The sequence below is a fragment of the Maribacter halichondriae genome (genome assembly GCF_027474825.1).
Lineage (GTDB): Bacteria > Bacteroidota > Bacteroidia > Flavobacteriales > Flavobacteriaceae > Meishania > Meishania halichondriae.
Map to the genome: position 1 here is coordinate 2,713,579 of NZ_CP107030.1, position 22,372 is coordinate 2,735,950.

At 41.5% G+C, this 22,372-nt stretch carries 27 protein-coding genes; 16 read left to right on the top strand and 11 right to left on the bottom strand.

The genetic code is table 11. The annotated features are described in order from the left end of the window. The first annotated feature begins 149 nt into the window (after positions 1-149). From N8A86_RS12485 to N8A86_RS12495, 3 genes are read left to right on the top strand one after another with little or no spacing between them, the layout of a single operon-like run. Complete coding sequence (locus N8A86_RS12485) at positions 150-416, top strand: hypothetical protein (RefSeq protein ID WP_273565695.1); 267 nt, start codon at positions 150-152, stop codon at positions 414-416. Then, entirely contained in the window at positions 413-661 is a 249-nt protein-coding gene (locus N8A86_RS12490; protein ID WP_273565696.1) for a hypothetical protein, read from the top strand. The genes N8A86_RS12485 and N8A86_RS12490 overlap by 4 nt, the downstream gene beginning before the upstream one ends. A gap of 11 nt (positions 662-672) precedes the next feature. Then, the gene (locus N8A86_RS12495) at positions 673-1,053 is read left to right on the top strand and encodes a GerW family sporulation protein (RefSeq protein ID WP_273565697.1); all 381 of its coding nucleotides are present in this window, start codon (positions 673-675) and stop codon (positions 1,051-1,053) included. Positions 1,054-1,306: 253 nt separating this feature from the next. Here the strand turns inward: N8A86_RS12495 and N8A86_RS12500 are convergent, their stop codons facing one another. From N8A86_RS12500 to N8A86_RS12515, 4 genes are read right to left on the bottom strand one after another with little or no spacing between them, the layout of a single operon-like run. Then, positions 1,307-1,717, bottom strand: a complete 411-nt coding sequence (locus N8A86_RS12500) for a DUF302 domain-containing protein (protein ID WP_273565698.1) — start codon at positions 1,715-1,717, stop codon at positions 1,307-1,309. 39 nt (positions 1,718-1,756) lie between these two features. After that, entirely contained in the window at positions 1,757-2,029 is a 273-nt protein-coding gene (locus N8A86_RS12505; RefSeq protein ID WP_273565699.1) for a PfkB family carbohydrate kinase, read from the bottom strand. After that, entirely contained in the window at positions 2,029-2,205 is a 177-nt protein-coding gene (locus N8A86_RS12510; protein ID WP_273565700.1) for a hypothetical protein, read from the bottom strand. Before N8A86_RS12510 ends, N8A86_RS12505 begins: the two co-directional genes overlap by 1 nt. Before the next feature lie 17 nt (positions 2,206-2,222). Continuing rightward, the gene (locus tag N8A86_RS12515) at positions 2,223-2,720 is read right to left on the bottom strand and encodes a 1-phosphofructokinase family hexose kinase (RefSeq protein ID WP_273565701.1); all 498 of its coding nucleotides are present in this window, start codon (positions 2,718-2,720) and stop codon (positions 2,223-2,225) included. A 120-nt stretch (positions 2,721-2,840) separates the two neighbouring features. Between N8A86_RS12515 and N8A86_RS12520 the strand changes: the two genes are divergently transcribed. The 7 genes from N8A86_RS12520 to N8A86_RS12550 all read left to right on the top strand — a co-directional run bounded on the left by N8A86_RS12520 (position 2,841) and on the right by N8A86_RS12550 (position 9,193). After that, positions 2,841-3,941, top strand: a complete 1,101-nt coding sequence (locus N8A86_RS12520; RefSeq protein ID WP_273565702.1) for a site-2 protease family protein — start codon at positions 2,841-2,843, stop codon at positions 3,939-3,941. Further along, positions 3,941-4,594: a uracil phosphoribosyltransferase gene (gene upp, locus N8A86_RS12525; protein ID WP_273565703.1), complete on the top strand. Its 654-nt coding sequence runs from the start codon at positions 3,941-3,943 to the stop codon at positions 4,592-4,594. Before N8A86_RS12520 ends, upp begins: the two co-directional genes overlap by 1 nt. Before the next feature lie 276 nt (positions 4,595-4,870). Then, positions 4,871-5,293 (top strand): hypothetical protein, encoded by a 423-nt coding sequence (locus N8A86_RS12530; RefSeq protein ID WP_273565704.1) that lies wholly within the window; start codon positions 4,871-4,873, stop codon positions 5,291-5,293. Positions 5,294-5,773: 480 nt separating this feature from the next. After that, entirely contained in the window at positions 5,774-7,147 is a 1,374-nt protein-coding gene (locus N8A86_RS12535) for an IS110 family RNA-guided transposase (RefSeq protein WP_273565705.1), read from the top strand. Positions 7,148-7,345: 198 nt separating this feature from the next. Then, positions 7,346-7,651, top strand: coding sequence for a hypothetical protein (locus N8A86_RS12540; RefSeq protein WP_273565706.1), 306 nt, complete (start codon positions 7,346-7,348; stop codon positions 7,649-7,651). A gap of 172 nt (positions 7,652-7,823) precedes the next feature. Further along, positions 7,824-8,699 (top strand): DUF4932 domain-containing protein, encoded by an 876-nt coding sequence (locus N8A86_RS12545; RefSeq protein WP_273565707.1) that lies wholly within the window; start codon positions 7,824-7,826, stop codon positions 8,697-8,699. Beyond that, positions 8,639-9,193 (top strand): hypothetical protein, encoded by a 555-nt coding sequence (locus N8A86_RS12550; RefSeq protein ID WP_273565708.1) that lies wholly within the window; start codon positions 8,639-8,641, stop codon positions 9,191-9,193. The genes N8A86_RS12545 and N8A86_RS12550 overlap by 61 nt, the downstream gene beginning before the upstream one ends. Positions 9,194-9,412: 219 nt before the next feature. Here the strand turns inward: N8A86_RS12550 and N8A86_RS21590 are convergent, their stop codons facing one another. Further along, a complete protein-coding gene (locus N8A86_RS21590; protein ID WP_337251596.1) occupies positions 9,413-9,799 on the bottom strand; it encodes a cation transporting ATPase C-terminal domain-containing protein in 387 nt (128 codons plus the stop codon). Further along, positions 9,796-11,913: a cation-translocating P-type ATPase gene (locus N8A86_RS12555; RefSeq protein ID WP_337251597.1), complete on the bottom strand. Its 2,118-nt coding sequence runs from the start codon at positions 11,911-11,913 to the stop codon at positions 9,796-9,798. The genes N8A86_RS21590 and N8A86_RS12555 overlap by 4 nt, the downstream gene beginning before the upstream one ends. A 368-nt stretch (positions 11,914-12,281) precedes the next feature. Between N8A86_RS12555 and N8A86_RS12560 the strand changes: the two genes are divergently transcribed. After that, entirely contained in the window at positions 12,282-12,746 is a 465-nt protein-coding gene (locus tag N8A86_RS12560; protein ID WP_273565709.1) for an Hsp20/alpha crystallin family protein, read from the top strand. Between the two features lie 133 nt (positions 12,747-12,879). Further along, positions 12,880-15,534 carry a cation-translocating P-type ATPase gene (locus tag N8A86_RS12565; RefSeq protein ID WP_273565710.1) on the top strand — a complete coding sequence of 885 codons (2,655 nt, stop codon included), beginning with the start codon at positions 12,880-12,882 and terminating at the stop codon, positions 15,532-15,534. A gap of 39 nt (positions 15,535-15,573) precedes the next feature. Here the strand turns inward: N8A86_RS12565 and N8A86_RS12570 are convergent, their stop codons facing one another. Both N8A86_RS12570 and N8A86_RS12575 read right to left on the bottom strand, forming a co-directional pair. Next, a complete protein-coding gene (locus tag N8A86_RS12570; protein ID WP_273565711.1) occupies positions 15,574-15,804 on the bottom strand; it encodes a hypothetical protein in 231 nt (76 codons plus the stop codon). Further along, positions 15,780-16,376 carry a patatin-like phospholipase family protein gene (locus N8A86_RS12575; protein ID WP_273565712.1) on the bottom strand — a complete coding sequence of 199 codons (597 nt, stop codon included), beginning with the start codon at positions 16,374-16,376 and terminating at the stop codon, positions 15,780-15,782. Before N8A86_RS12575 ends, N8A86_RS12570 begins: the two co-directional genes overlap by 25 nt. Positions 16,377-16,442: 66 nt before the next feature. Between N8A86_RS12575 and N8A86_RS12580 the strand changes: the two genes are divergently transcribed. From N8A86_RS12580 to N8A86_RS12595, 4 genes are all read left to right on the top strand, one after another. Further along, entirely contained in the window at positions 16,443-17,555 is a 1,113-nt protein-coding gene (locus N8A86_RS12580) for a mechanosensitive ion channel family protein (protein ID WP_273565713.1), read from the top strand. Positions 17,556-17,910: 355 nt separating this feature from the next. Next, a complete protein-coding gene (locus tag N8A86_RS12585) occupies positions 17,911-20,292 on the top strand; it encodes a PAS domain S-box protein (RefSeq protein WP_273565714.1) in 2,382 nt (793 codons plus the stop codon). After that, positions 20,270-21,205 carry a response regulator gene (locus N8A86_RS12590; protein ID WP_273565715.1) on the top strand — a complete coding sequence of 312 codons (936 nt, stop codon included), beginning with the start codon at positions 20,270-20,272 and terminating at the stop codon, positions 21,203-21,205. Before N8A86_RS12585 ends, N8A86_RS12590 begins: the two co-directional genes overlap by 23 nt. Then, positions 21,202-21,339 (top strand): helix-turn-helix domain-containing protein, encoded by a 138-nt coding sequence (locus N8A86_RS12595; protein ID WP_273565716.1) that lies wholly within the window; start codon positions 21,202-21,204, stop codon positions 21,337-21,339. Before N8A86_RS12590 ends, N8A86_RS12595 begins: the two co-directional genes overlap by 4 nt. Positions 21,340-21,390: 51 nt before the next feature. Here the strand turns inward: N8A86_RS12595 and N8A86_RS12600 are convergent, their stop codons facing one another. The 3 genes from N8A86_RS12600 to N8A86_RS12610 are packed head-to-tail and all read right to left on the bottom strand — an operon-like array spanning position 21,391 to position 22,313. Further along, positions 21,391-21,630 (bottom strand): DUF6327 family protein, encoded by a 240-nt coding sequence (locus N8A86_RS12600; RefSeq protein WP_273565717.1) that lies wholly within the window; start codon positions 21,628-21,630, stop codon positions 21,391-21,393. Continuing rightward, entirely contained in the window at positions 21,627-21,977 is a 351-nt protein-coding gene (locus tag N8A86_RS12605) for a hypothetical protein (protein WP_273565718.1), read from the bottom strand. The genes N8A86_RS12600 and N8A86_RS12605 overlap by 4 nt, the downstream gene beginning before the upstream one ends. A 6-nt stretch (positions 21,978-21,983) precedes the next feature. After that, positions 21,984-22,313 (bottom strand): YtxH domain-containing protein, encoded by a 330-nt coding sequence (locus N8A86_RS12610; RefSeq protein WP_273565719.1) that lies wholly within the window; start codon positions 22,311-22,313, stop codon positions 21,984-21,986. Positions 22,314-22,372 lie beyond the last annotated feature (59 nt).

Sequence of the window (22,372 nt, forward strand, 5' to 3'; positions counted from 1 at the left end):
GAACAAAGCAGAAAAGGTTAAAACAATGGCCTAAAACTAGTAAGTTTTTTGCTTAAGTCCATTACCATTCAACTAAACTGGAATCTCTAACCAAAATTCATCAATATGACCTGGATCATTGTCTCAAACTGCTATTTCAAGTTCCTTTGTTGAAAATCAAAATTGTGTTTTGGATCGTTTTTTTTATCCTCTTTTTTCTTGCGGTCATCTATTTGCTTCTGGTGCCGATCATTCTCTATATCGACACGACTACAAACCAGTACTACATACAATTACTGGGTTTGGCAAAGGCAAGTATACAAGGCGATAAAGAAGAACTGATATGTATTCGACTAAAAGTGTTCTTTTTGAATTTTAGCCTTTATCCGCTTAGAAAATCCAATTCCGAAAATAAAAAGCAAAAAAAGCACAGTTGAAAAGCAGAAAAAGAAGAATGGGTTTTAGAACAGGACTGAGGCTTTTGAAATCATTTAGAATAAAGCAATTTCTATTGAATGTTGATACGGGTAATTGTATTTCGAATGCAAAATTATATCCCGTTTTTGCCTTTTTAAACTATCGCGTAGGTGGTTTCAATATCAATTTTCAAGGAAGGAATCAATTGGTGCTGCATATTCAGAACAGACCAATTCATATTATAAGATCATTTATTAACTTTTAAAACAATTTATCATGGAAGTACATTTTGAAGAATTATTAGGAAAAGTAACCGACTTTATAAAGTCGGAAGCAAAGACAGAAACCGTTGTAGGTGAACAGTTCGATTTGGGGGAATTCAAATGCGTGCCCGTTATCAAAGTCGGCATGGGCTTTGGCTCTGGTGGCGGTGGTGGTGAAGGCGGTCAATCGAATAAAAAAGGCAAGGGCGAAGGCGGTGGTGCCGCCGCTGGCGTTGGCATAGAACCCATTGGCTTTTTGGTGACCCGGGCTGAAGAAATTTCGTTTCTGGCTGCCGGTAAAACCCATGGACTCGCTGCCGCTTTTGAAAAAGTTCCTGATTTGATTGAAAAACTTGCCAAAAATCGAGGCGAGAAAGAAAAAGAAATGGCTTAGAGACTGTTTTGAAATATGTCGATTATTTTGTTATGCCCCTTTTTGCGCCATTCTTCGTCAAAATTTTAGACCGTAGCCATGGCTATGCTATAAAATTTTGCCTAAAATGACATCAAAAATGATCTATCACAATTCTAATCACATATTTCAAAACAGTCTCTTAAATATTTAAAATTTTAATCCTGAAAATTGGGTAGGTTTTGGTTAAATCTGCCCTTTTTTTAGATAGTGCTTTCCAAGCAGCTGTATGGTGTTAAGAATTAATGTAAGGATCCGCCAGCTGTTGAATCACTTTTTTAAGTTTATCTCGAACCGTTTCGGCAATGGTAATCAAGCTATCGTTTTTCACGGCCTGCATGGATGCCGCCGGATCTACGGCAGCAATTTCGATAGTGCCCGATTCCCTTTCCCGAACAATAACATTACAAGGAAGCATAGTGCCGATTTTATCTTCGCTCTGAAGTGCCTTATAGGCCAAGGTTGGATTGCAGGCTCCCAAGATTTTGTAGTTATGAAAGTCTACGTCCAATTTTTTCTTTAGGGTAGCTTTCATGTCGATTTCGGTCAATACCCCAAAACCTTCTTGCTTTAAGGTTTCGGTCGTTCGTCTTACGGCTTCATCAAAAGTCAGGTCTTTTAGATATGTTGAAAAGTAGTAGTCCATTTTTTTAGTTTTTGAGGTTCTTGAAAATATTTCAAGTTTTTAGGCATCTATTTTTATCTTTTTGGAGGAAACAGAATTTAAAATGATCCATTTGTAGAGTTCATCTACATCCTTCTTTTTGCAGAGTTGTGTGCCTTCTGTCATCGTCGCCGCAGTGCCACAGGCAACTCCATATTTGGCCATTTCGAAAATCGATTTTCCCTCCGCCAAGGAGAAGGCCATTCCTGCGACCATACTGTCACCGGCACCGATTGTACTTTTTTGATAGACGATGGGGGCCGCAATATATTCCACATTGTCCTTAGTGATCATTATGGCACCCTGAGCACCAAGGAGACCACCATAATTTCACAAGGATTGTTTTTCAAAAAGGTTTTGGCCGCGGATTCCAACTCTGAAAAGGAAATGGTTTTCACGTTGCAAAGTGTTGCAAGTTCGCCTAGATTCGGCTTCAAAAGAAAGACTCCCGCCTGTGCGCCTTTGAGCAAAGCTTCCCCTGAGGTATCTAAAATGAACTTGACATTTTTTTCTTTGTAATAGCGGAAACTTTGGCGTAAAAATCGATGGGCATCCCTGGGCAAAGACTGCCACTGGCCACCAATAGATCGCCATCCAACAAAATAGCCTCCAACTTTCCGAGGGCATTTTGCCATTCGCTTTCGGCGACCAAGGGGCCTGGCATCCCGAATCGGTACTGCTGGTTGTTCATGGTGTCCGTTACAGCAAGGTTTTCGCGTACCCAACCTTGAATGGGAATAATCTGTTGTAGAATATCCAGATCGACCAGCAAATTTTTTAAATGGGTTCCGGTAGGCCCTCCCGCCAAATACATGCATAGTGATTTTCCGCCCAGTTCATTAAAAACCCGTGACACATTGATGCCTCCGCCCCCGGCTTCATAAATGGGTACGTCGCATCTTAATTTGCTATGTGGTTTTATGCCTGCCACCGCAGTGCTCTTGTCAATGGCCGGATTGATGGTAAGCGTGATTATTTTGTTCATCGTTTGAATTCCTTTATACAACTTGATTCAAATATAATAGGAACCCACAGCTCCACCTATGACGAATGTCATTGCCAAAAAAGCACTACACGAATACCTTCGTTCAAAATTAATTTGAAAATGAAAGGTGTCTTAAAATTGGGAAGTGTTGCTGGAATCAAGATCGAAGTCCATTGGACGTTTACCCTTTTGCTGATATGGGTCGCTTTTCTGGAAATACAACAGGGTGCAAACCTTAATCGGATACTGCTCAATGAGGCCTTAATCGTGGTCTTGTTTCTCTGTGTTGTACTCCACGAATTGGGCCATGCTCTAACCGCAAAAAGGTTTAATATCAAGACCCAAAAAATCATGCTATTGCCCATCGGCGGGGTCGCCACGTTGGATAAAATGCCCGATAAGCCCGCACAGGAATTATTGGTGGCCTTGGCTGGACCTGCGGTCAACGTGGTCATTGCCTTTATTTTGGCACTGGTGGTTCCCGTTCGTAGCTATTTCAATTTTGATGCTATTGTCTTGGAAGAAATGCTCTATGAAGTTACCTTTCAGAATTTTCTGTTCTATCTTTTTATTGCCAATGTGATGCTGGTGGCCTTCAATCTTATTCCCGCTTTTCCGATGGATGGCGGCCGCGTGCTCAGGGCATTATTGGCCTTTAGGTTGGGTAGGGTAGAGGCCACTAAAATTGCGGCCGGCATAGGTCAGGCCCTGGCTGTTCTATTTTTTGTGATCGGACTTCTTTTCAATCCGTTTTTGATATTGATCGCTCTGTTCATCTTTTTTGGGGCCTATGGCGAGAATCAAATGGTCAAACAAAGCTCATTGCTGGAAGGCCATACGGCAAAGGAGGCCATGTTACAATATATCACACGGCTCCATCCGGGAGATACCGTACAAAAGGCCATTGACACCTTGTTGGCGGGTTCGGAGAAGGATTTTGTGGTCACGGAAGACAACAAAATTGTTGGGATACTCTACCAAAAGGATATCATTAAAAATGCCGCCAAGCCTTCTATATTGATCCGCGGGATTATGCATAGCAATTTTAAAACGGTGGATATGGCAACGGAAATCACAAAAGTGTTGGAACTTCTTGCAAAAGAGAAAACAAACTTTTTTCCCGTAACACTGAACGAAGAATTGGTCGGAGCGATAGACAGTACGAATATCAGCGAGTTCATTTTATTGAAAACAGTATCTTCGGACAAAACGGAAAACTAATGACTGTCCATCACTTTGGCGAAGGAAATTCGCTCTTAAATCAATTTGTAGCTGAAATCAGGGATACCGACATTCAAAAGGATGCCATGCGGTTTCGACGGAATATCGAACGTATCGGCGAAATCTTGAGCTACGAAATGAGTAAATCCTTGAATTATCAGGACAAAGTAATACAAACACCTTTTGGTGCCAAAGAAATGGCGTTGCCTAAAGACAAGTTGGTACTCTGTTCCGTTTTACGTGCCGGACTTCCGCTGCATCAGGGCATGTTGAATTATTTTGACGGTGCCGAAAACGCCTTTATTTCCGCCTATCGCCATCATCGTGGCGATGAAGGTGCCTTTGAGGTAATCGTAAAATATTTTGCAGCTCCCGCTTTGGAGGGTAAAACTTTGGTGCTGACCGATCCTATGTTAGCGACCGGTAAAACTTTGGAAAATGTATTGAATGCATTAAAAGAACATGGTTCGCCTAAACAGATTCATATTATTTCGGTCATCGGATCGCAGACCGGTATTTCACATATCAAAAAAGTGTTTCCCGAAAACACCCATTTATGGATTGCTGCTATCGACCCTGAACTTACCAATAAAGGTTATATTATTCCGGGTATTGGCGATGCGGGCGATTTGGCATTTGGCGAGAAGTTGTAGTAGGTAAAATCGTTTTCTTTATTGGATATGATACGGCTTTAATCAAGTTTCTTAAAAGCTTATTTTATGAGACTATTAAAAAGGACTGGAAATGGGACTGGACTAGAATTGGATAAATAGTTCTTTATTTTAGTGCTTTAAAACGGCCGTTTTATTGACTTTAAAAATCGTAATCAATAGGTCGTAAATTGAATATAATCATTGACTATATATCCCTATATTAGTTGATTACCATATTCCCTTGTTGTAAAACATTTTGAAGAACCCTCTAACTAATTGAAAAAGTGGATATTTATTATAATCGGAGTAATTCTAATTGGGATAATCGGAATCGGAATAAAAATCAACTCGGATTTTGATAAAGTTGCGGAGGCATTTCATTCGGAGCATTCTCTGAAAGGATCTGATTTAGTTCTTATTTCTGACTCAATTTCGCCGAATGAGAAATATAAATATTATGAATATCAATTTGACAATGGCGGTTTTGGATATTCAAGAGTATTTTGGTCTGTTATAGAAAATGCCGAAAATGAAAATGACCTTGAAAAAGGTTTGATTCCTGATGGATTTAAAATAACTGGTTGGACAAATAAGAGTGAACTGATTTTGGAAAAGTGGGATCCATATTATGAAATAAAGAAAACGGAATTGGAAAACGGAATGGAATTAAACGGAGTGAAAATAAACATAACTGAATAAAAACGTTTTACAACAAAGACGTGTATAAAACATTGCTAATAAAGGCTTTTCGAGAGGTTTGTTCTTATTTGCGAAGTCCGCCAAATTTTCAAATTTGGCTTTTTGAGTAATTTAAGATAAAAAGAAAATTTAAAAATTCCGCTCTGTGTCAATCCGAAAGGTCAGCGTCTTTTTGCACGCTAGGTTTCATGCACAAACCGTTGTATGTAATTCCCCACATAAAGAAACTCTATTATTTTCTTTAGTTAACGACCACGATCCCCGAACTTTAAACCGACCCTTGCCAAGTCCGATTTTTAAACTGGTGCATCATAGCCCGGGCGTAATTCTGGTCGAAATGTAAAAGCCCCTGAACTACGAATTCAAGGGCTTGTTGATAATTTCAGTGGTGGCCGTTTCATGACCCCGTTCAGAATAATTCTCAAGTTCAAAGTTACATTTCCTTGGGTCATTTTTTATCAATCCTTAAAAATTTTTACAATGGAAAGAAAAATGAAACTGGGAATGGACGTGGTCAATTTCAATGCTGCCGGCATCGATGTGGGCAGTCGCTCCCATTACGTGGCCGTAGGCCAGGAACTCGACGACGTAAAGGAGTTCGGCGTCTACGCCGAGGACCTTACCGCACTCTGCCAATGGCTGATGGAATGCGATGTGACCACAGTGGCGATGGAATCCACCGGGGACTACTGGCAGAACCTCTACACCGAACTCATCGGCTTCGGTTTCCAGGTGGTACTGGCCAATGGCAAGTTCACCAAGAACGCGAAGGGAAAAAAGACCGACGTCAAGGACTGCCGATGGATCCAGAAACTGCACACCCTGGGCCTGCTTACGGGAAGTTTCCTGCCTGACCTCGTGACCGAACAACTGCGCACCTATTGCAGGCAAAGGGGCAACTGGATAGAGCTGGCATCCTCGGCCACCCACAAGATGCAGAAGTTCCTAAAATTGCTCAACTTTAGATTGGACGTGGTCGTAAAGGACGTATGCGGGCTTACCGGGATGAAGATCATAGAGGACATCTGCAAGGGCAACCTTGACCCGGACAGCCTAGCGGAACACCGCCACTACAACTGCCGGAAACCCAAGGAGGGGATCGCAAGGGCTTTGCAGGGCAACAACCGCCAAGATTATCTCTTCGGGCTCCAACAGGAATTGGATAACCATAGGTTCTGCCAAAGAAAGATAAAGGCCTGCGACCAAGAAATCGGCAGGACCATCAAACGGTGCATCAAAGAACGGCCCGAAAGGAAAAAACTCAAGACCATCGAAAAACCACATAAGCGAACCAACAAGAACGCACCGGACATAAAGGACATGAACCAGCTCGCGTTCCGATATTTCGACGGGGTGGACCTATTTGCCATAGAAGGACTATCACATGCGTCCATCCTGAGCATAATGAGCGAGATCGGGCCCGAAGGGTTCAAAAAGTTCAGGACGGCAAAACACTTCACCTCTTGGCCAAGGCTTGCCCCTAACAACAAGATATCGGGAGGAAAAATACTCAGCAACAGGGTGCCAAAGGGCAGCAACAGACTGAAAATAGCCCTCAGACAGGCGGCCAATGCAATAGGCAACCTGAAGGACACCCACCTCTCGGACTTCTTCAAAAGAGTGGCCTTCAGAAGGGGAAGGCATTCCGCCGTGAGCGCCACGGCAAGAAAACTCGCCGTGATCATATGGAACATGGTCACCAAAAAGTTGGTCTACCACCCGCCAAGACCATATCTCTTCCTTGATCAAAAAAGAAAAATGGGACTGGCCAAAAGAATCAAAAAACAAATCGATAAATTTGACCTGAAACCTGAAGATCTGGGTTTTGATAAAACATTGAATATCAGCACCTAAAATTGACGTTAGTCAGAATGTAAGATACAATCTACAAATAGTTATAGATGATCAGGAAAGGAATTGAATTATTGCAGTCTGATGGATTCTTGATTCCACTAATGGTAATGATATCTTGAAAATTTCTGATTTTACCGGCTTGTTTCGCCTATTTTTATGAGTAACTTGTAAGAAGTAACCAGAAATAAAAAAACTATTATGAGTAAAAATATTATTTTAAGAAAAAAACCAAAAATTGAATTCCAGCTTCTTGATAATGGATTTACATTAATTGATGCACAAATAGAACAAAATTCCGGTCTTTACTCATATAATGATGTACAATCCATTGAATTAAATAAGATTTGGTTTCCAACACTTGCCAAATGGTTAAGAATTATTACATGGATATTTAATGGAGCTCCATATTTTCCAGATGCAGAGACTTGTAAAAAAGCTAATCTCATTATTCATTTAAAAAAAGAATCTTGGTATATGGTTGACCGATTCTTACATGGCTGGTAAGGCAAAAAAGCTAAATGAGTTATTAGAAGAAAAAACTAAACACAACAAAACCTAAACTGCATGTTGCATACGCTTAAACGCAGTTTAGCCAAACCGTTGGGAACAAACTAAACAACCAAATTTCAACTTTAACATTTTGCCTTATTAATTGTCTTCCTAGAAACTGTAACGTATGAAAAAAGATGTTCTAGGATTATTTGTTTTGGCCTTGATTTTAAATGCTTGCCATTCCGGGAAGAAAATAAAGGATCCAATAATAACTGTAAAAACAAATACCCAAGAAATAACGGTTATATATAATGAACAACCTTTTCCCTGGAAAATATCAAACGATAACTTATCCTTTCCCTATGCAAAAGATGGTAGTAAAATTGGTTTTATAACTGATAAAGATACCATTACCCTAAATTTATTACCAAATGACAGTATAAAACTTAACTTCATAATTAGGGAGATAGACACTATTCAGTCCATTGCTATCGGACAACCTAAGTCAGTAGATTATACTTCAGCGTATATTAATAAATATAAAGGCAAATATCAGGTTCTCGCTCCTAAAGTACATGAATTGGTAAATATTTGTATTGCCTTAACTGATATTGGGCAAAAAGATTCTAATATGGTTTTTATGAATTCTGACTATTATCAGGAAGTGATGAATCACTTTAGTAAATTTAAAAATCTGAAGATAATTGACAAGCTGAATGAAAATATTACTGAAATTTTTGGTTCAGAAACTTACGATTACTATTACAATATACGTATGAATGCCTGTATGTATTCATTCGAAAACGGTAAAATTGTAAACTATAGCCCCTATAATAGATTAAGCTTTGGTAGTGGCAACAGTCTAAATGAATTACTTCCTCTGTTAGAAAGCTTTGCTAAGAAGTCAAATTTTAAACAATTTTATGAATCGAATATAGATTATTACAATTCTTTAATCACCACATATCATGAACTCGTTCCAATAAATAAAATGTGGAAATGGCTAGAAAAAAATTCCCTCAAAAGTATGATTCTTATAAAATATATTTCTCCCCATTAATAGGTGGTGCACATAGCACGAAGAGTTTTTTAGAGGGGTCTTTTAAAGAAACAATAATGTTTGTTGATGCGCCTATATTTATTGACCAATATACTTCACAAGAAAAAGAAGCTATTTTGGCAAGAGTCATTTTTACAGAAATCGATCATAATTATGTAAATCCAATTACCGATAGTTTTCCTGAAGTAGGAAACCTGTTAACGCCACTTGATTGCTGGAACGATGGAAGTCAGGGCTATAATAACAGTTATTCAACGTTTAACGAATATATGACTTGGGCTATTTTCACACTATATCTCTACGATAATTTCGAAAAGGACATTTTTGAAAAAAGAAATGAAGTGGAAACAAACTTTATGGTTGATAATCGAGGTTTTATTAAGTATAAAGAATTCAATGAATTTGTTTTAGACTGGTATTTAAGTAATCCTAATAAAATCTTGAGTGAATTGTATCCAGAAATAATTAAATGGATAAAAAAAGAAAAGTGTTAAGCTACCATAGTTTGACAATATTAAAACTCTCATAACTAGATTTCGAAACGGAGAAAATCCAGTTGCCGACAACTTATCCTATGAAAAGCCTTAGTCCCGTTCTCTAAAGTTGCAATTTCTCTAATCTCTTGGTTTAGTTTCATAAAACGGCCACGAACGTTTTATGAGACTTTATAGCTGAATAACACTGAAAAAGAAAGAATAACCAAAAATCAAGAACTATAGCTTAACCCGTTTCCCCAACTTCACAAATTCAAACCAAAGCACAGAAACCACCCCAGCAAAAAACGAAACACCCAATTGCCCAGGCGTTAAAGTTTCAAACTCAAAAAATGCCGTAAACGGAGGTACAAAAAGTAACAACGCGGCCAAGACAAAAGTGATACCGATAATCAATGGTACGAGCCTATTTTTATATTTTAAGGTCGTCCAGATCGAGTAGTAAAAAGAGCGGTTCACCAAGGTCAAGAAAATATTCGCAAAGATGAGCACCATAAAGACCATAGTGCGCGTAACAGATTCATTAAAACCTTGCGCCACGGCGTATTGATAGACCGAAAGGGCCCCAAGGGTGATGACCAGGCCTTGAATGATACTCGTCGTCAATTCCTTGAAATTAAAAAGTTGGTCGTAAAAGGTCTGGGCTTTTGCATCATGGTATTCTTTTCCATAGGCTCGTTTTCATAGATGATGGAGCAGGTCGGCCCCATTATGAGTTCCAACAGGATTACATGCGAGGGCGAAAAAATAGTCGGATACATCCAGCCCAATGCCAAGGGGATGAAAACGGTCAAAATAATGGGAATATGAATGGAGATGATATACTGGATAGCCTTCTTAAGGTTGGTATGGATCTTTCTCCCCATGGCAATGGCATCTATCATCTTTGATAGGTCATCGTCGACCAAGATCAACGAAGCCGCCTCTTTGGCGATTTCCGTTCCCTTTTTGCCCATGGCTATCCCGAAATGCGAGGCTTTCAGAGCTGGGCCATCGTTTACGCCATCGCCAATCATGGCTACTACTTCGTCGTTTGCCTTAAGGGCATTTATAATGCGTAGCTTGGCGTCGGGGAACATGCGGGTAAAGACTTGGGTGGTCTTGACTTTTTCGCGTAGTTCACTTTCATCCAATTGCATCAGTTCGTTACCGGACATACATTTTTCATATCCGATGAATTCAACCTGTTTGGCGATGGCAGCAGCCGTAACGGAATTATCACCCGTGACCAATTTTACATTGATTCCTGCTTTGTCGAACTCTTGAAGTACCTCGCGAATATTTTCTTTCGGGGGGTCGTAAAAAGCAACAATCCCCAAAAATTGGAATTGGAAATCCTGCTGTTTTTTTGGGTAATGGGTACCTTCAAATACGGCCTGTCCCACACCGAGCAACCGATATCCGTCCTTTCCCAAGGTTTCTATCGTTTCTCTTATTTGTGTTTTTTCAACGTTCGTCAAGTCGGAGATTTCCAAAAAAGCCTCTGGTGCGCCCTTGGCCGCGATGATGCGATGACCAGAACCATTTTGAAAAAGATGGGTCATCATCGGAGGTTTTCCGCCTAGGGGGTACTCATGTACCATATTGAAGTTGGGTCTTTCATCAAGCAAGGTCAAATTTTTATAGGCCTCGTGCAAAGCGGTTTCCATCGGGTCAAAGGGTATGGGTTCGCTTGCCCACATGGCCAGGGTGATCAATTCTTTTTCGGAATCGGTCAACTCCTTTTCGGCAGCACTTATTTTTCCTGTTTTCAGCAAAAAAAGTTTGACCAATGCCATTTTATTTTCGGTAATGGTTCCGGTTTTGTCCACACAGATTACCGTGGCACTTCCAAGGCTTTCTACGGTCTTCATCTGCTTTACCACGATTCCCAGTTTCATCAAACGCCATGCGCCCAAGGCCATAAAAGTGGTAAAGGCCACAGGAATTTCCTCGGGTAAAATGCTCATCGCAAGCGTTAGTGCCTTGAGCAGACTATCCAGTACATCATACGATTTTAAATAGTTGATGCCCCAGACCAACAAAAAGGTGATTCCACCCCAGATGGACATATTTTTTACAAAGTTGGCTATCTGTCGCTCCAAGGGTGTTTTTTCTTCCTGAATGGATTCGAGGCTTTTCCCGATTTTCCCCAACTCTGTCGCGTTGCCGATTTCGGTAACGGTAGCGATGGCCAATCCGCTGGCTATGGTGGTACCGGTAAAAATGCGATTGTCCGATTTGGAGGTATCCTTGAAAACGGAGAGCGATTCCCCCGTCAACAATGATTCATTGACCGAGAAATCATTGGAATGTACAATAGTGCCATCGGCAGGGATGATGTTACCCTCCTCGACCATCATGCTATCGCCGATGACCAGTTCATCGCTATGGATTTCCACGACTTCTCCGTTTCGGATGACCCTGCTATTGGGCTGGGTAAGGTTCTTTAATTTTTCCAAAGCCTTGCGACTCCTGGCATCTTGATAGAACGAAATGGAAGCTACCAAAACAATGGCTACGGCCAAAAAGATACCATCCCCGAGATTACCGCTGATAAAATAAATGCTCGACGCTACGGTCAACAATAGAACCATAGGCTCTTTGACAATACTTTTTAGGGCATCTAAAAAATTGTTTTCCTTCTTATAATCAAGGGTATTCTTCCCATGGGTTTTTCGGGAACGCAATACCTCCTCATCGGATAGTCCTTTAATTCCAAAATCGGCAGGATTTATCATGTAGTGGATAGATTTCTATGGTTATAACGACTGCTCATACGGTTCTTTAGCCTTAATGGGAAATTCGAAAATGGATGCCGTCTCCAGAACGGTCGGGATTGTTTCCCCAGCCCTAAAGGGCGCAATCCCGAACGGTCTGGAGACTTGAATCTTAGAAAAAGTCCTCCCTTTAGGGTCGGGGCAAAGACTTTTTCGACTTTAATTGACATTAATTTCTGAACTGGTAACAAAGCGGACAAACAATTTATAAAGGTATCCAAAAATAATAGGAAAGAAATTGTACGGGACTGACGCAAATCATTTTCTCGCAAGGTAGTTGGCTGTACTTTCGGACTATAAAAAATGTTTAACCTTTAAATATAAATGTTATGTCACTCGTAAAATTTAGAAGAAGACCTTTTGGAAATCTGGTTGCTCAAGATTTCTTCGACATGGACGATTTCTTTGATAATCGTGCTTGGGTAAGAGATATGTTGCCTAGCCGTTTTTGGAACGGTAAAACGGCAGAACCGGCTCTTAACGTTAAAGAAAACGATAATAATTTCGAAATCGAGCTGGCCGCTCCCGGGTTTGCCAAGAAAGATTTTGAAGTAACTATCGAAGATGGCTGTCTTAATATTACCGCCGAAAAAGAACATTCGGAAGAAGAAAAAGATGACAACTATACTCGCAGGGAATTTAGTTACAACTCGTTCGAACGTTCATTACAACTGCCTGAAAGTGTAAAGCAAGAAGAAATCAAGGCCAAGTATAACGATGGTATTCTCAGCTTTAAATTGGACAAAAAAGAAGAGGCAAAAAAAATGCCTCCAAAAAAGATAGCGATTTCGTAAGCCGCTTTCAACTCGATTGGTTTCTTAAAATGCCTTCTTGCCAAACCTAAAATGCGTCCATGCTAAAAAGGTTGGTTAGAGGGCATTTCTGTATATAAATTCATTGCCCTGATTATAAAAAACCCTCTCCCATATGGTTCAAAATCCGTATTCTGTTCAAGTATCCGATATTCTGGAGCAACTCAACACTTCACTCTTCACTGGGCTGACCGAAACCCTTGCAAAGGAACATCGCCAAACTTTTGGGGAGAACCAAGTGCCCGAACATGAACCGAAAAATAGAATCCATGTACTTCAAGATCAGTTGGCAGATCCGATCATTTACATTTTAATCGCAGCGGCCCTATTGGCCTTTCTCTTTCGCGATTGGCTTGAGGGGACTGCCATAGTTATTGTTATCCTAATTTCCGTTGCCATTGGTTTTTTTATGGAATTGCAGGCCATACGTTCCTTGGAAGCCTTACGTAAAATGGGACAGGCAATGACCTCGGTAATACGGTCAGGTAAAACTATGCGCATAAAAGCTTCTGAATTGGTGCCCGGTGATATTATGTTGTTGGAAGATGGAGATGTCATCTCCGCCGATGCACGATTGGCCGAAGTTGATAATCTTACGGTAAAGGAATCCGCTTTGACCGGGGAAAGTGTTTCAGTAACAAAACAAATCGGAACGCTACCGACCGATACCCCAATTACCCATCGGAAAAATATGGTTTTCAAAGGCACAACGGTAATGACCGGATTTGGAAAGGCGATAGTAACCGCCACCGGAAAAAATACCGAGTTAGGCCATATACAGCAAATGGGTATTGATGCCCAAAAGGAAGCAACCCCATTGGAAAAGAAATTGAACCAATTGAGCAAATGGCTCATTTGGCTCACGCTGCTTCTCGCTGTTCTGATTGTTATCTCCGGCTACCTACGGGGTAAAGATTTGGTCATAATGATCGAGACCGGGGTTGCTCTGGCAGTTGCGGCTATACCGGAAGGCCTTCCCATTGTAGCCACCATTGCCTTGGCACGGGGCATGCTTCGACTTTCGAAAATGCAGGTTATCATTAAAAAAATGGAAGCCGTCGAAACCCTTGGCGCAACCGATATCATTTGTACCGATAAAACGGGAACGTTGACCGAAGATAAAATGGAAGTACATACTATGGTTTTTGAGGGTGGCCTCGTTACCGATATCCCTCATAAAAACAAAGATGAATTTGAGAATTCGAAAAAAAATGGGACGTTTAATACAATGCTTTTGGCATGTATTCTTTGCAGTAACGTAAAATCAACTTCCGTAAGGATGCATGGTGATTCGATGGAAGTTGCCTTGATGCATTTTGCCAAACTTGTTGGATACAATCCTGAATCAATCCGAACAGAATATCCGGAAATATTAGAATTGCCCTTTGATGCCAGTCGAAAACTAATGGCGACCGCACATCAATCTGCAGAAGGTTTTCATGTGTTTGTCAAAGGAGCTTTTGAGACTGTGTTCGTTCACTGTGATACAATCATAAAAGACGATAAAACTGTGCCTTTCAATAATGCCGAAAAATGGCATCGTCAAGTACATAAATTAGCCTCCCAAGGATTGCGGACGTTAGCATTCGCCCATAAAATAACAAAAAGAGAACCTACATTGGATACCCTTTTGAGCGACCTGACCTTTATAGGAATTATCGGATGCATCGACCCGGCAAGAAACGATGTAAAGGCGACCATCGATATCTATAAAAAAGCCGGAATCAAGGTGGTTATGATAACGGGAGACCATCCGGGGACTTCGCAAAAAATAGCCGAGGAAATCGGTTTGTTGCTACCAGAAGCGGTCAAGGGCATGGTTTTACAAGGTAAAAACCTCAAAAACATCCAAGAGGTCGATGAAAATCTGACCGAAAAATTACTCAATGCAACAGTGTATGCCAGAACGACACCCGAACAAAAACTGGATTTGATTCGTTTTTACCAAAAAAACAATCATGTGGTGGGTATGATCGGTGATGGCATCAATGATGTGCCCGCCCTTAGAAAGGCGGATATAGGTATCGCCATGGGCATTCGAGGAACTGGTGCCGCAAGGGAAGCCGCCGATGTAATCTTAAAGAATGATAAGTTTACGGCCATAGAACTGGCCATACATCAGGGCAGGGTGGTCTTTCAAAACATACGTCAATTCGTGGTGTATTTGTTATCCTGTAACCTAGCGGAAATTCTCTCGGTAGGAATTGCAGCATTACTGAATTTGCCATCCCCTTTATTGCCGTTGCAGATACTGTTCTTGAATTTGGTTACCGACACCTTCCCTGCCCTGGCCTTGGGATTGGGGAAAGGCCCTAAGGATATCATGGTACAACCACCCAGAAATGCGAAAGAACCGATTATGACCCGAACGGACTGGAAAAGCACGATACTATATGGCATTTGCATCACCACCGCGGTACTTGGTGTCGTTGTCTACGCCGATGTTATTTTAAAACTAGATTCGGTCGCCATAAATAATATGGCATTCTACACGTTGGTCTTCGCACAGTTACTGAATGTCTTTAATATGCCGAAACAAACGGAATCATTTCTAAAAAACGAAGTGACCACAAATATATGGGTGTGGTGCGCACTCATCCTGTCATTGGCCATTGCTGTTGGCGCTTATTTAATTACTCCCGTCGCCAAGGCACTCGCTTTAAAAACGCTTTCTTTTGAGCAATGGGGATTGACCGCTTTGTTTGCTCTAGGGGCTTTACTTTTGGCGCAATTGTTGAAACGGTTGTATACGTTGTTCATAAAGGATTGATTTGTCAATCCAAGCCTTTCGGCTGTCACCTAAGAAAGGCTAAAGCGAGTAATCTGACCCTTGCTCGGTTATTGATATATCGGTTTGGAGACCGCCATAGGATGCCAATGCTTTCTTTGCTGCGGTATAGCCCAAGTCAAAAATGGAATCAATGCTATTCAATGAAAACATACCAAAATTGCCCATGTTCTGGGGGCGTATCAATATATCGCAATCCTTGAATTTGGCAAGGGTATCGTTGGCCATCATGATATGGTAGACCCTTTCCATGACGTTATGGGCGTGCTTGAGGTCTTCGATTTTATTTTTTCAAAAGGGTTCACGTATACCCCTACTATTCGATCACAATACATCTGGATAAGGTCTACGGGAAAATTGTTCAACGCGCCACCGTCAACATAATAGCCGTTCTTGATCTTTACCGGGGCGAAGATTCCTGGAACGGCTGCCGAGGCAAGAACCGGTCGTATCAGTTCGCCCCGATGGAAAACTTTTAATGTGCCATCGAGAAGATTTGTGGCGGTTATGTAAAGTGGCTTTTGTAGTGTCTCAAAGGAATCCTTCGGTAAATAGGATTTAAATTGGTCATAGAATTTATCGGTATCCACAAGGCCCGGTTTGTTTCTTGCATATTTGTTCAAGCTGAAAATTTGAGTCGTTTTGAAGAAATCCAACATCTCTTCCCAAGAACAACCCCCGGCATACAATGCCCCGACAACCGCACCTGCGCTGGTTCCCGCAATATGTGAGGGATAAATACCATGTTCTTCCAAGGCCTTGATGGCCCCGATATGGGCAATGCCCCTTGCACCGCCTCCTGAAAGTACAAGACCTATATTCATTTCTATTTTTTAAATCTCATTAGCATATTTCAAAGGTATCGATATTAGAAAACTAATGTATGACCGTTGTCATTTTCAGCAAGGGGAAGCAATAGTACTTTTGATTTGAAAATAGCCCCAATGGATACCGATATTACAGAACTGTTTGGCAAAGAATCTTGGCTGACCCATGTAACGGTGTTGTTGGTCTGTATATTGGTGGGCCTTGCATTACAGTGGGTTATCTTTTCAACCTTAAGATTATATAATCGTAAAAAACCAACAGTTCTAAAAGAGCAATTCCTAAAATATCTAAAAAGGCCTGCCAAGTTCTTTATTCCACTGCTACTTATTTATTTGACCTTATTTTTCTATTCAGAACTGAATGCCTTGGGGCATAAGGTCGTTGAAGTCCTGCTCATTATCAATTTTGCCTGGATATTGATAGCGGTATTGCAGGTATTGGAAGTGGTGGTAAAACAAAAATTTCAGATTGATGGCGGTCATAAGGCAAGAGAAAGAAAAGTACTGACCCAACTGCGATTTATAAAAAGTGTGGCGATAGTGGTAATCATTACGTTGGCGGTTGCCTCTATTTTATGGAATATACCGGCCGCTCGCGAACTTGGCCAAACCATTCTTACATCTGCAGGGATTATAGGAATCATCGTGGGGGTTGCTGCACAAAAGTCACTTGCCAATCTGATCACAGGCTTTCAACTGGCCTTTACCCAAACGTTAAAAATCGATGACGAAGTGATGATCGAGGGCGAATTCGGCACCGTTGAAGATATGACCCTTACTTACGTGGTGGTCAAAACTTGGGACTGGCGCCGACTGGTCTTACCGTTAAACTATTTCAACGATAAGCCCTTTGTGAATTGGAGCTTCAATTCAAAGGATATTATCAATAGCGTTTTTTTTTATGTGGATTACAGTTTTCCAGTGGAAGAACTGCGGAAAAAATTCATGGCGGTCTTAAGCGAAAACAAATTGTGGGATAAAAGAGTGGCCGAACTTTTGGTTACAGAAATAGATGATAGAACCATGCAGCTCAGGGCCAGTTTCAGCACTAAAAATGCCACCGCTGGCTGGAAACTACGTTGCGGTATTAGAGAAGAACTAGTAGGTTTTATTCAAGAATCATACCCCGACGCCCTTCCAAAACTAAGAAGAATGGACACAGAAGAGCTTCAGTGAAACATATATTTATGCGGGTTTGTTCCTCTCGAAAAAGATGCCCTTTTGCCCCATTCTCTGAAAGTATCAAACCTGTTTTCGTGTTGCCTATTTTTTAAATCTAAAATTTGATTTTGGGACAAAAGAATGAAATTATCTGTATCCTATTTTCCTGGATGATGGTCTTCGCATGACCGATATCATTTTTCCCCAAAGGCCGCTGCGATATATTTACAGTAGCACATAAGAAATTACTGTGGCCGACCTCACCAATATGATTTACGGATAAAGTAGTAATTCACCTTTACATTTTTCCTGACAAGGGGATGGTCCTTTTTGATAGAAGAATTGACGCGAATTAAATTCTAATTAGGTTATGTCCGCAGCATTGGAAATAGAAAACGATCTTCTTTTTAAATATCTAGATACGGTGGCATCCATTTTTCTGGTTATCAATGCCGACCATTCCATAGCATTGGTCAATAGAATAGGATGTGAGGTTCTCGGATATGAAAGGGATGAAATCATCGGGAAGGACTGGTTCAAGAATTTAATTCCTAAAGCGGATAGAAATGAACTCCGTAAACTCTTTGACCAGGTCCTTGATGGTGCTATGGAAGCCCCCGACGTTTATGAAAACTGGGTCTTGGCGAAAGGAAACAAGCGCAAACTGATCCAATGGCGAAATGCGGTCCTAAAAGATGATAATGGCAAGGTTGTCGGTTTGATCAGTTCAGGGATAGATGTTACCCAACAAATGATTCTGGAAAGGGAATTGAGGGACAGCGAAGCCAAGAACAGGGCCATTTTGGATGCTATGCCCGATGTGATTACTGTTCATAATTTAACGGGCCAAATACTTGAAATACATGTGCCCGATGCGTCGTACCTGATTGCTCCCAAGGAAGAATTGATAGGCAAAAATGTGAGGGATCTATTGCCTCCGGATATTGCCGAACAACTAATGCACATATTTTCAAAGGTGCTCGATAATCGAAAAATGGAGACCTTGGATGTAACGGTACCGGTTTCCGATAGGTTGGTAGACTATGAATGTAGATTTGTTCCCCTCATCGGAGGTAGGGTCTTGACCATCGCTAGGGACATTACCCAAATCAAGGTTGCCCAAAATGTGCTGCATACCCGAAACCGGGCCTTAGAGGCCGCAGGTAACGGAATCATTATTGCGGATGCTTTACAACCCGACCTCCCGATAATTTATAGCAACAATGCATTTGCTCGCATAACGGGCTACAAGCAGAGCGAAGTTCTTGGTAAGAACTGCCGCTTTCTACAGAACGACGACCGCGACCAAGAAGAAATATCCATCGTGGCAAAGGCCATTGAACAAGGTGAACCTTGCCGGGTAGTACTGCGCAATTACCGAAAGGACGGGTCCCTTTTTTGGAACGAACTTTCCCTCACCCCGCTATACGACGAAAATCAAAAATTGACCCATTTTATAGGCGTACAAAACGATGTCACTGAAATTCTAGAAAGTAGAAGGAAGCTTGAAAATTATGCCGAAACGCTAAAGGAAAAAGTGGAAGAGCGCACCATGGAGATCGAATCCACGGTACAAAAACTGGTGGCGACCAATTTAAACTTGGAGGACCAGGTACAGGAAACCAAGTTGGCCGAAACCGAGGCCCAGCGAAGCCAGGCATTGTTCGGGGCCATTGCAAAAAACTTTCCCAAGGGGTTGATCGTAGTGTTCAACGCAGATTTTGAACTGACCTATTTGGAAGGAGAGGAATTCAGACGGTTCGTTTTGAACAAGGGCGATTTTGAAGGCATGCGCATCGATGATGTCACCATCTTTTCAAAAGCCCAAAGAGAAAGCATAAAAGCAGATGTGGAAAAAACACTGAACGGTAAAAGCCTGTCTTTTGAAGTTGACTATCAAGACAATAGCTACTCGGTAAATTCGACGCCTTTGTATTCCGATGGAAAAAAAGCCGTTTGGGCCTTGTTCGTATATCATAATATTACGGAACAGAAACAGGTACAAAAAGAACTGGCAAAGGCGCTAAGGATCGAACGTGAATTGAACGAATTGAAATCCCGCTTTATCTCAATGGCTTCGCACGAATTCCGTACGCCCTTAAGTGCGATTTTATCCTCGGCCATTTTGATCGGCAAACAGAACGAACCGGGCAAGGAGGAACAAAGGAAAAAACACGTGGCACGAATCAGAAATGGCGTAAAAAACCTTGTGGTCATCCTAAACGATTTCCTCTCGTTGAGCAAACTGGAAGAGGGCAAGGTTCACGCTGTTCCAAAACGTTTTGAACTGGTCCAATTTTTAAAATTGTTATTCGATGAAATGGAATCGAGCTTGAAGGAAGGCCAAAAGATCATATTAAAAACGCACGAAAAAGAGGTTTTGCTCTACCAAGACCCCAAATTGCTAAGCCACATCTTGATCAATTTGCTATCGAACGCCACCAAATATTCCGATGAAGGTCAAAATATACTTTTTGAGATTTCCGGTAAGGGCCAAGATGTACTATTAAAAATTCGGGACAAAGGCGTAGGAATCCCCAAAGAAGAACAACAACATCTGTTCGACCGTTTTTTTCGGGCGGCCAATGTGACCAATATACAAGGTACGGGCCTTGGCCTACATATCGTAAAGCAATATACCGATCTTATCGGCGGTACGGTAAGCTTTAAAAGTAAACTGGGTAAGGGAAGCACCTTTACCGTTCGACTTCCCCAAAACCTAGAACACCATGCAAAAAATATTACTGATTGAAGACAATAAGGATGTACGTGAAAACACGGCGGACATTCTAGAATTTGCAAACTACAAGGTAGCGACCGCCGAAAATGGCAAGATAGGTGTTCAAAAAGCGAAACAGTTCAAACCCGATCTGATCGTTTGCGATATCATGATGCCCGAATTGGACGGCTACGATGTATTGCGCAGTTTAGCCGGGGATGGACTTACGGCAAGCATCCCCTTTATTTTTCTAACGGCAAAGACCGATAGGGCCGACATGCGCCTAGGTATGAACCTTGGGGCAGACGATTATTTGACCAAGCCCTTTGAGGAAAAAGAATTGTTGGACGCCATCACTTGCCGATTGAGTAAGTATGATTTTCTAAAGAAGGAAGTTGTCAAGAATTTGAAGGGCCTAACCGATTTTTTGGAAGAGGCATCGGAATATATGGATCTCGAAAGTCTTTCGAAAGACCATGAGCTGAAACATTATGAAAAGAAGGAAATTATTTTTTGGGAAGGAGACAATGCCCATTCGCTCCACTTTATAGAAAGTGGAACCGTAAAGACGTATAAAAGTACCGAGGCAGGTAAAGAATTTGTGACCGGACTCTACGGCGCAGGCGATTTTATTGGGCAACTTTCCCTTTTGAGCAAGGAGGGAAAATATGTTGAAAATGCCATGGTAACGGAAGACGCAGCTCTAAGTGCCATACCAAGGAACGATTTTATCAAATTGCTCTATGACAATCCCATAGTCTCACAGAAATTTATCGAATTGATTTCCAACAACTTGATCCACGTTCAGACACAATTGGTCGATATGGCCTTCGCCTCTGTGCGGCAGCGGGCCGCCAAGGCGCTTTTGGAATTGTACGAAAAGGGAATTATAAAAGACAAGGCGAATGGGGTTTGGGTATTCCCCGTGAGGACTTTGCGGGCATGATCGGAACGGCTACCGAAACCGCCATACGAACCCTATCCGATTTTAAGGACGAAGGCCTGATTACCACCGATCATGGTAGAAGAATCCTTCTTTTAAACAAAGAGGAATTGGAAAGTATCGCTGAATTTGGGTAGCGTGCAATTGGAATGACAAATCAAGGCGGTAATCACAAAAAAGAAACCATATCAATTTAAAAGTTCCAATTGACGAGTTCTGCGAAATAGTCTAGAGAGTTTTTGAAGGGCGAAGGTCAGGGCCATTTGTTGTAAAGATCCCTTGAACCCACTGAAGAACTGCACAGGGGATAAATCGGACTTCACCTTGTTCAGGTGTAATTTGAGGTTTTCGGTGGCGATTTCCCTTTGTAACCTTAATATCTTAAGTCGCGCATCAATTTCCTCGAAAGAATTGTATTTAGTGATCATAATCCATCAAAATAAAGAGGTGAAAATTTTCTGAGAACCGGTCCGTTCCATCGCTTTCTGAATATATAGAGTAGTATACTGACCACGACATAAAACCCTCCGACCAACACGAAACCGAGATAATAGCTGTCCAAAACCTCGCATAGCGCCAAAGAGGCACCCAAGGACAGGAAAAGCAACACGAAAACGACACCCAGACTTACCAAAACCGTCTGCAGGCTAGTGGTAAGAAATTGCATCAATATTTTGAACACTTGAAGTTTAAGATATTCGTCGCTATGTTCCAGATAAGACCTTACGTCGGTGTCGGCCTCCATAAGGTCTTTTTTGAGTTCGTCGAAGGCCATGCGGTTTTATTTCTGTAGTTGGGCATTCTTCTTTTTCAGGTCTTCGAGTTTGCGCTCCAACTTTTCAATAATCTCATCGGCCTTATAGCTCATCATAGAGACCGCCTCGTCAAGCTTGCGATCAAAGGTGTCTTTTTTCTCATTGGCTGATTTGGTAAGCTCTTCTTTGGCATGCGAGATACGGTCTGAAAGGTCGTGTGTGGTATCCTCTACTTTTCTTTTTATTTTATGTCGCGTCTCGATTCCCTTGTCGGGAGCATATAGAATTCCGATTCCCGCGCCGATTGCTGCCCCGGTCAACAGGGCCAATAGTACATTTCCACTATCGTTTGTCATGATTTTGTTTTTTAAGGTTATACATTCTTAATTTCTAATCAAAAATAACTTGTTGGAAA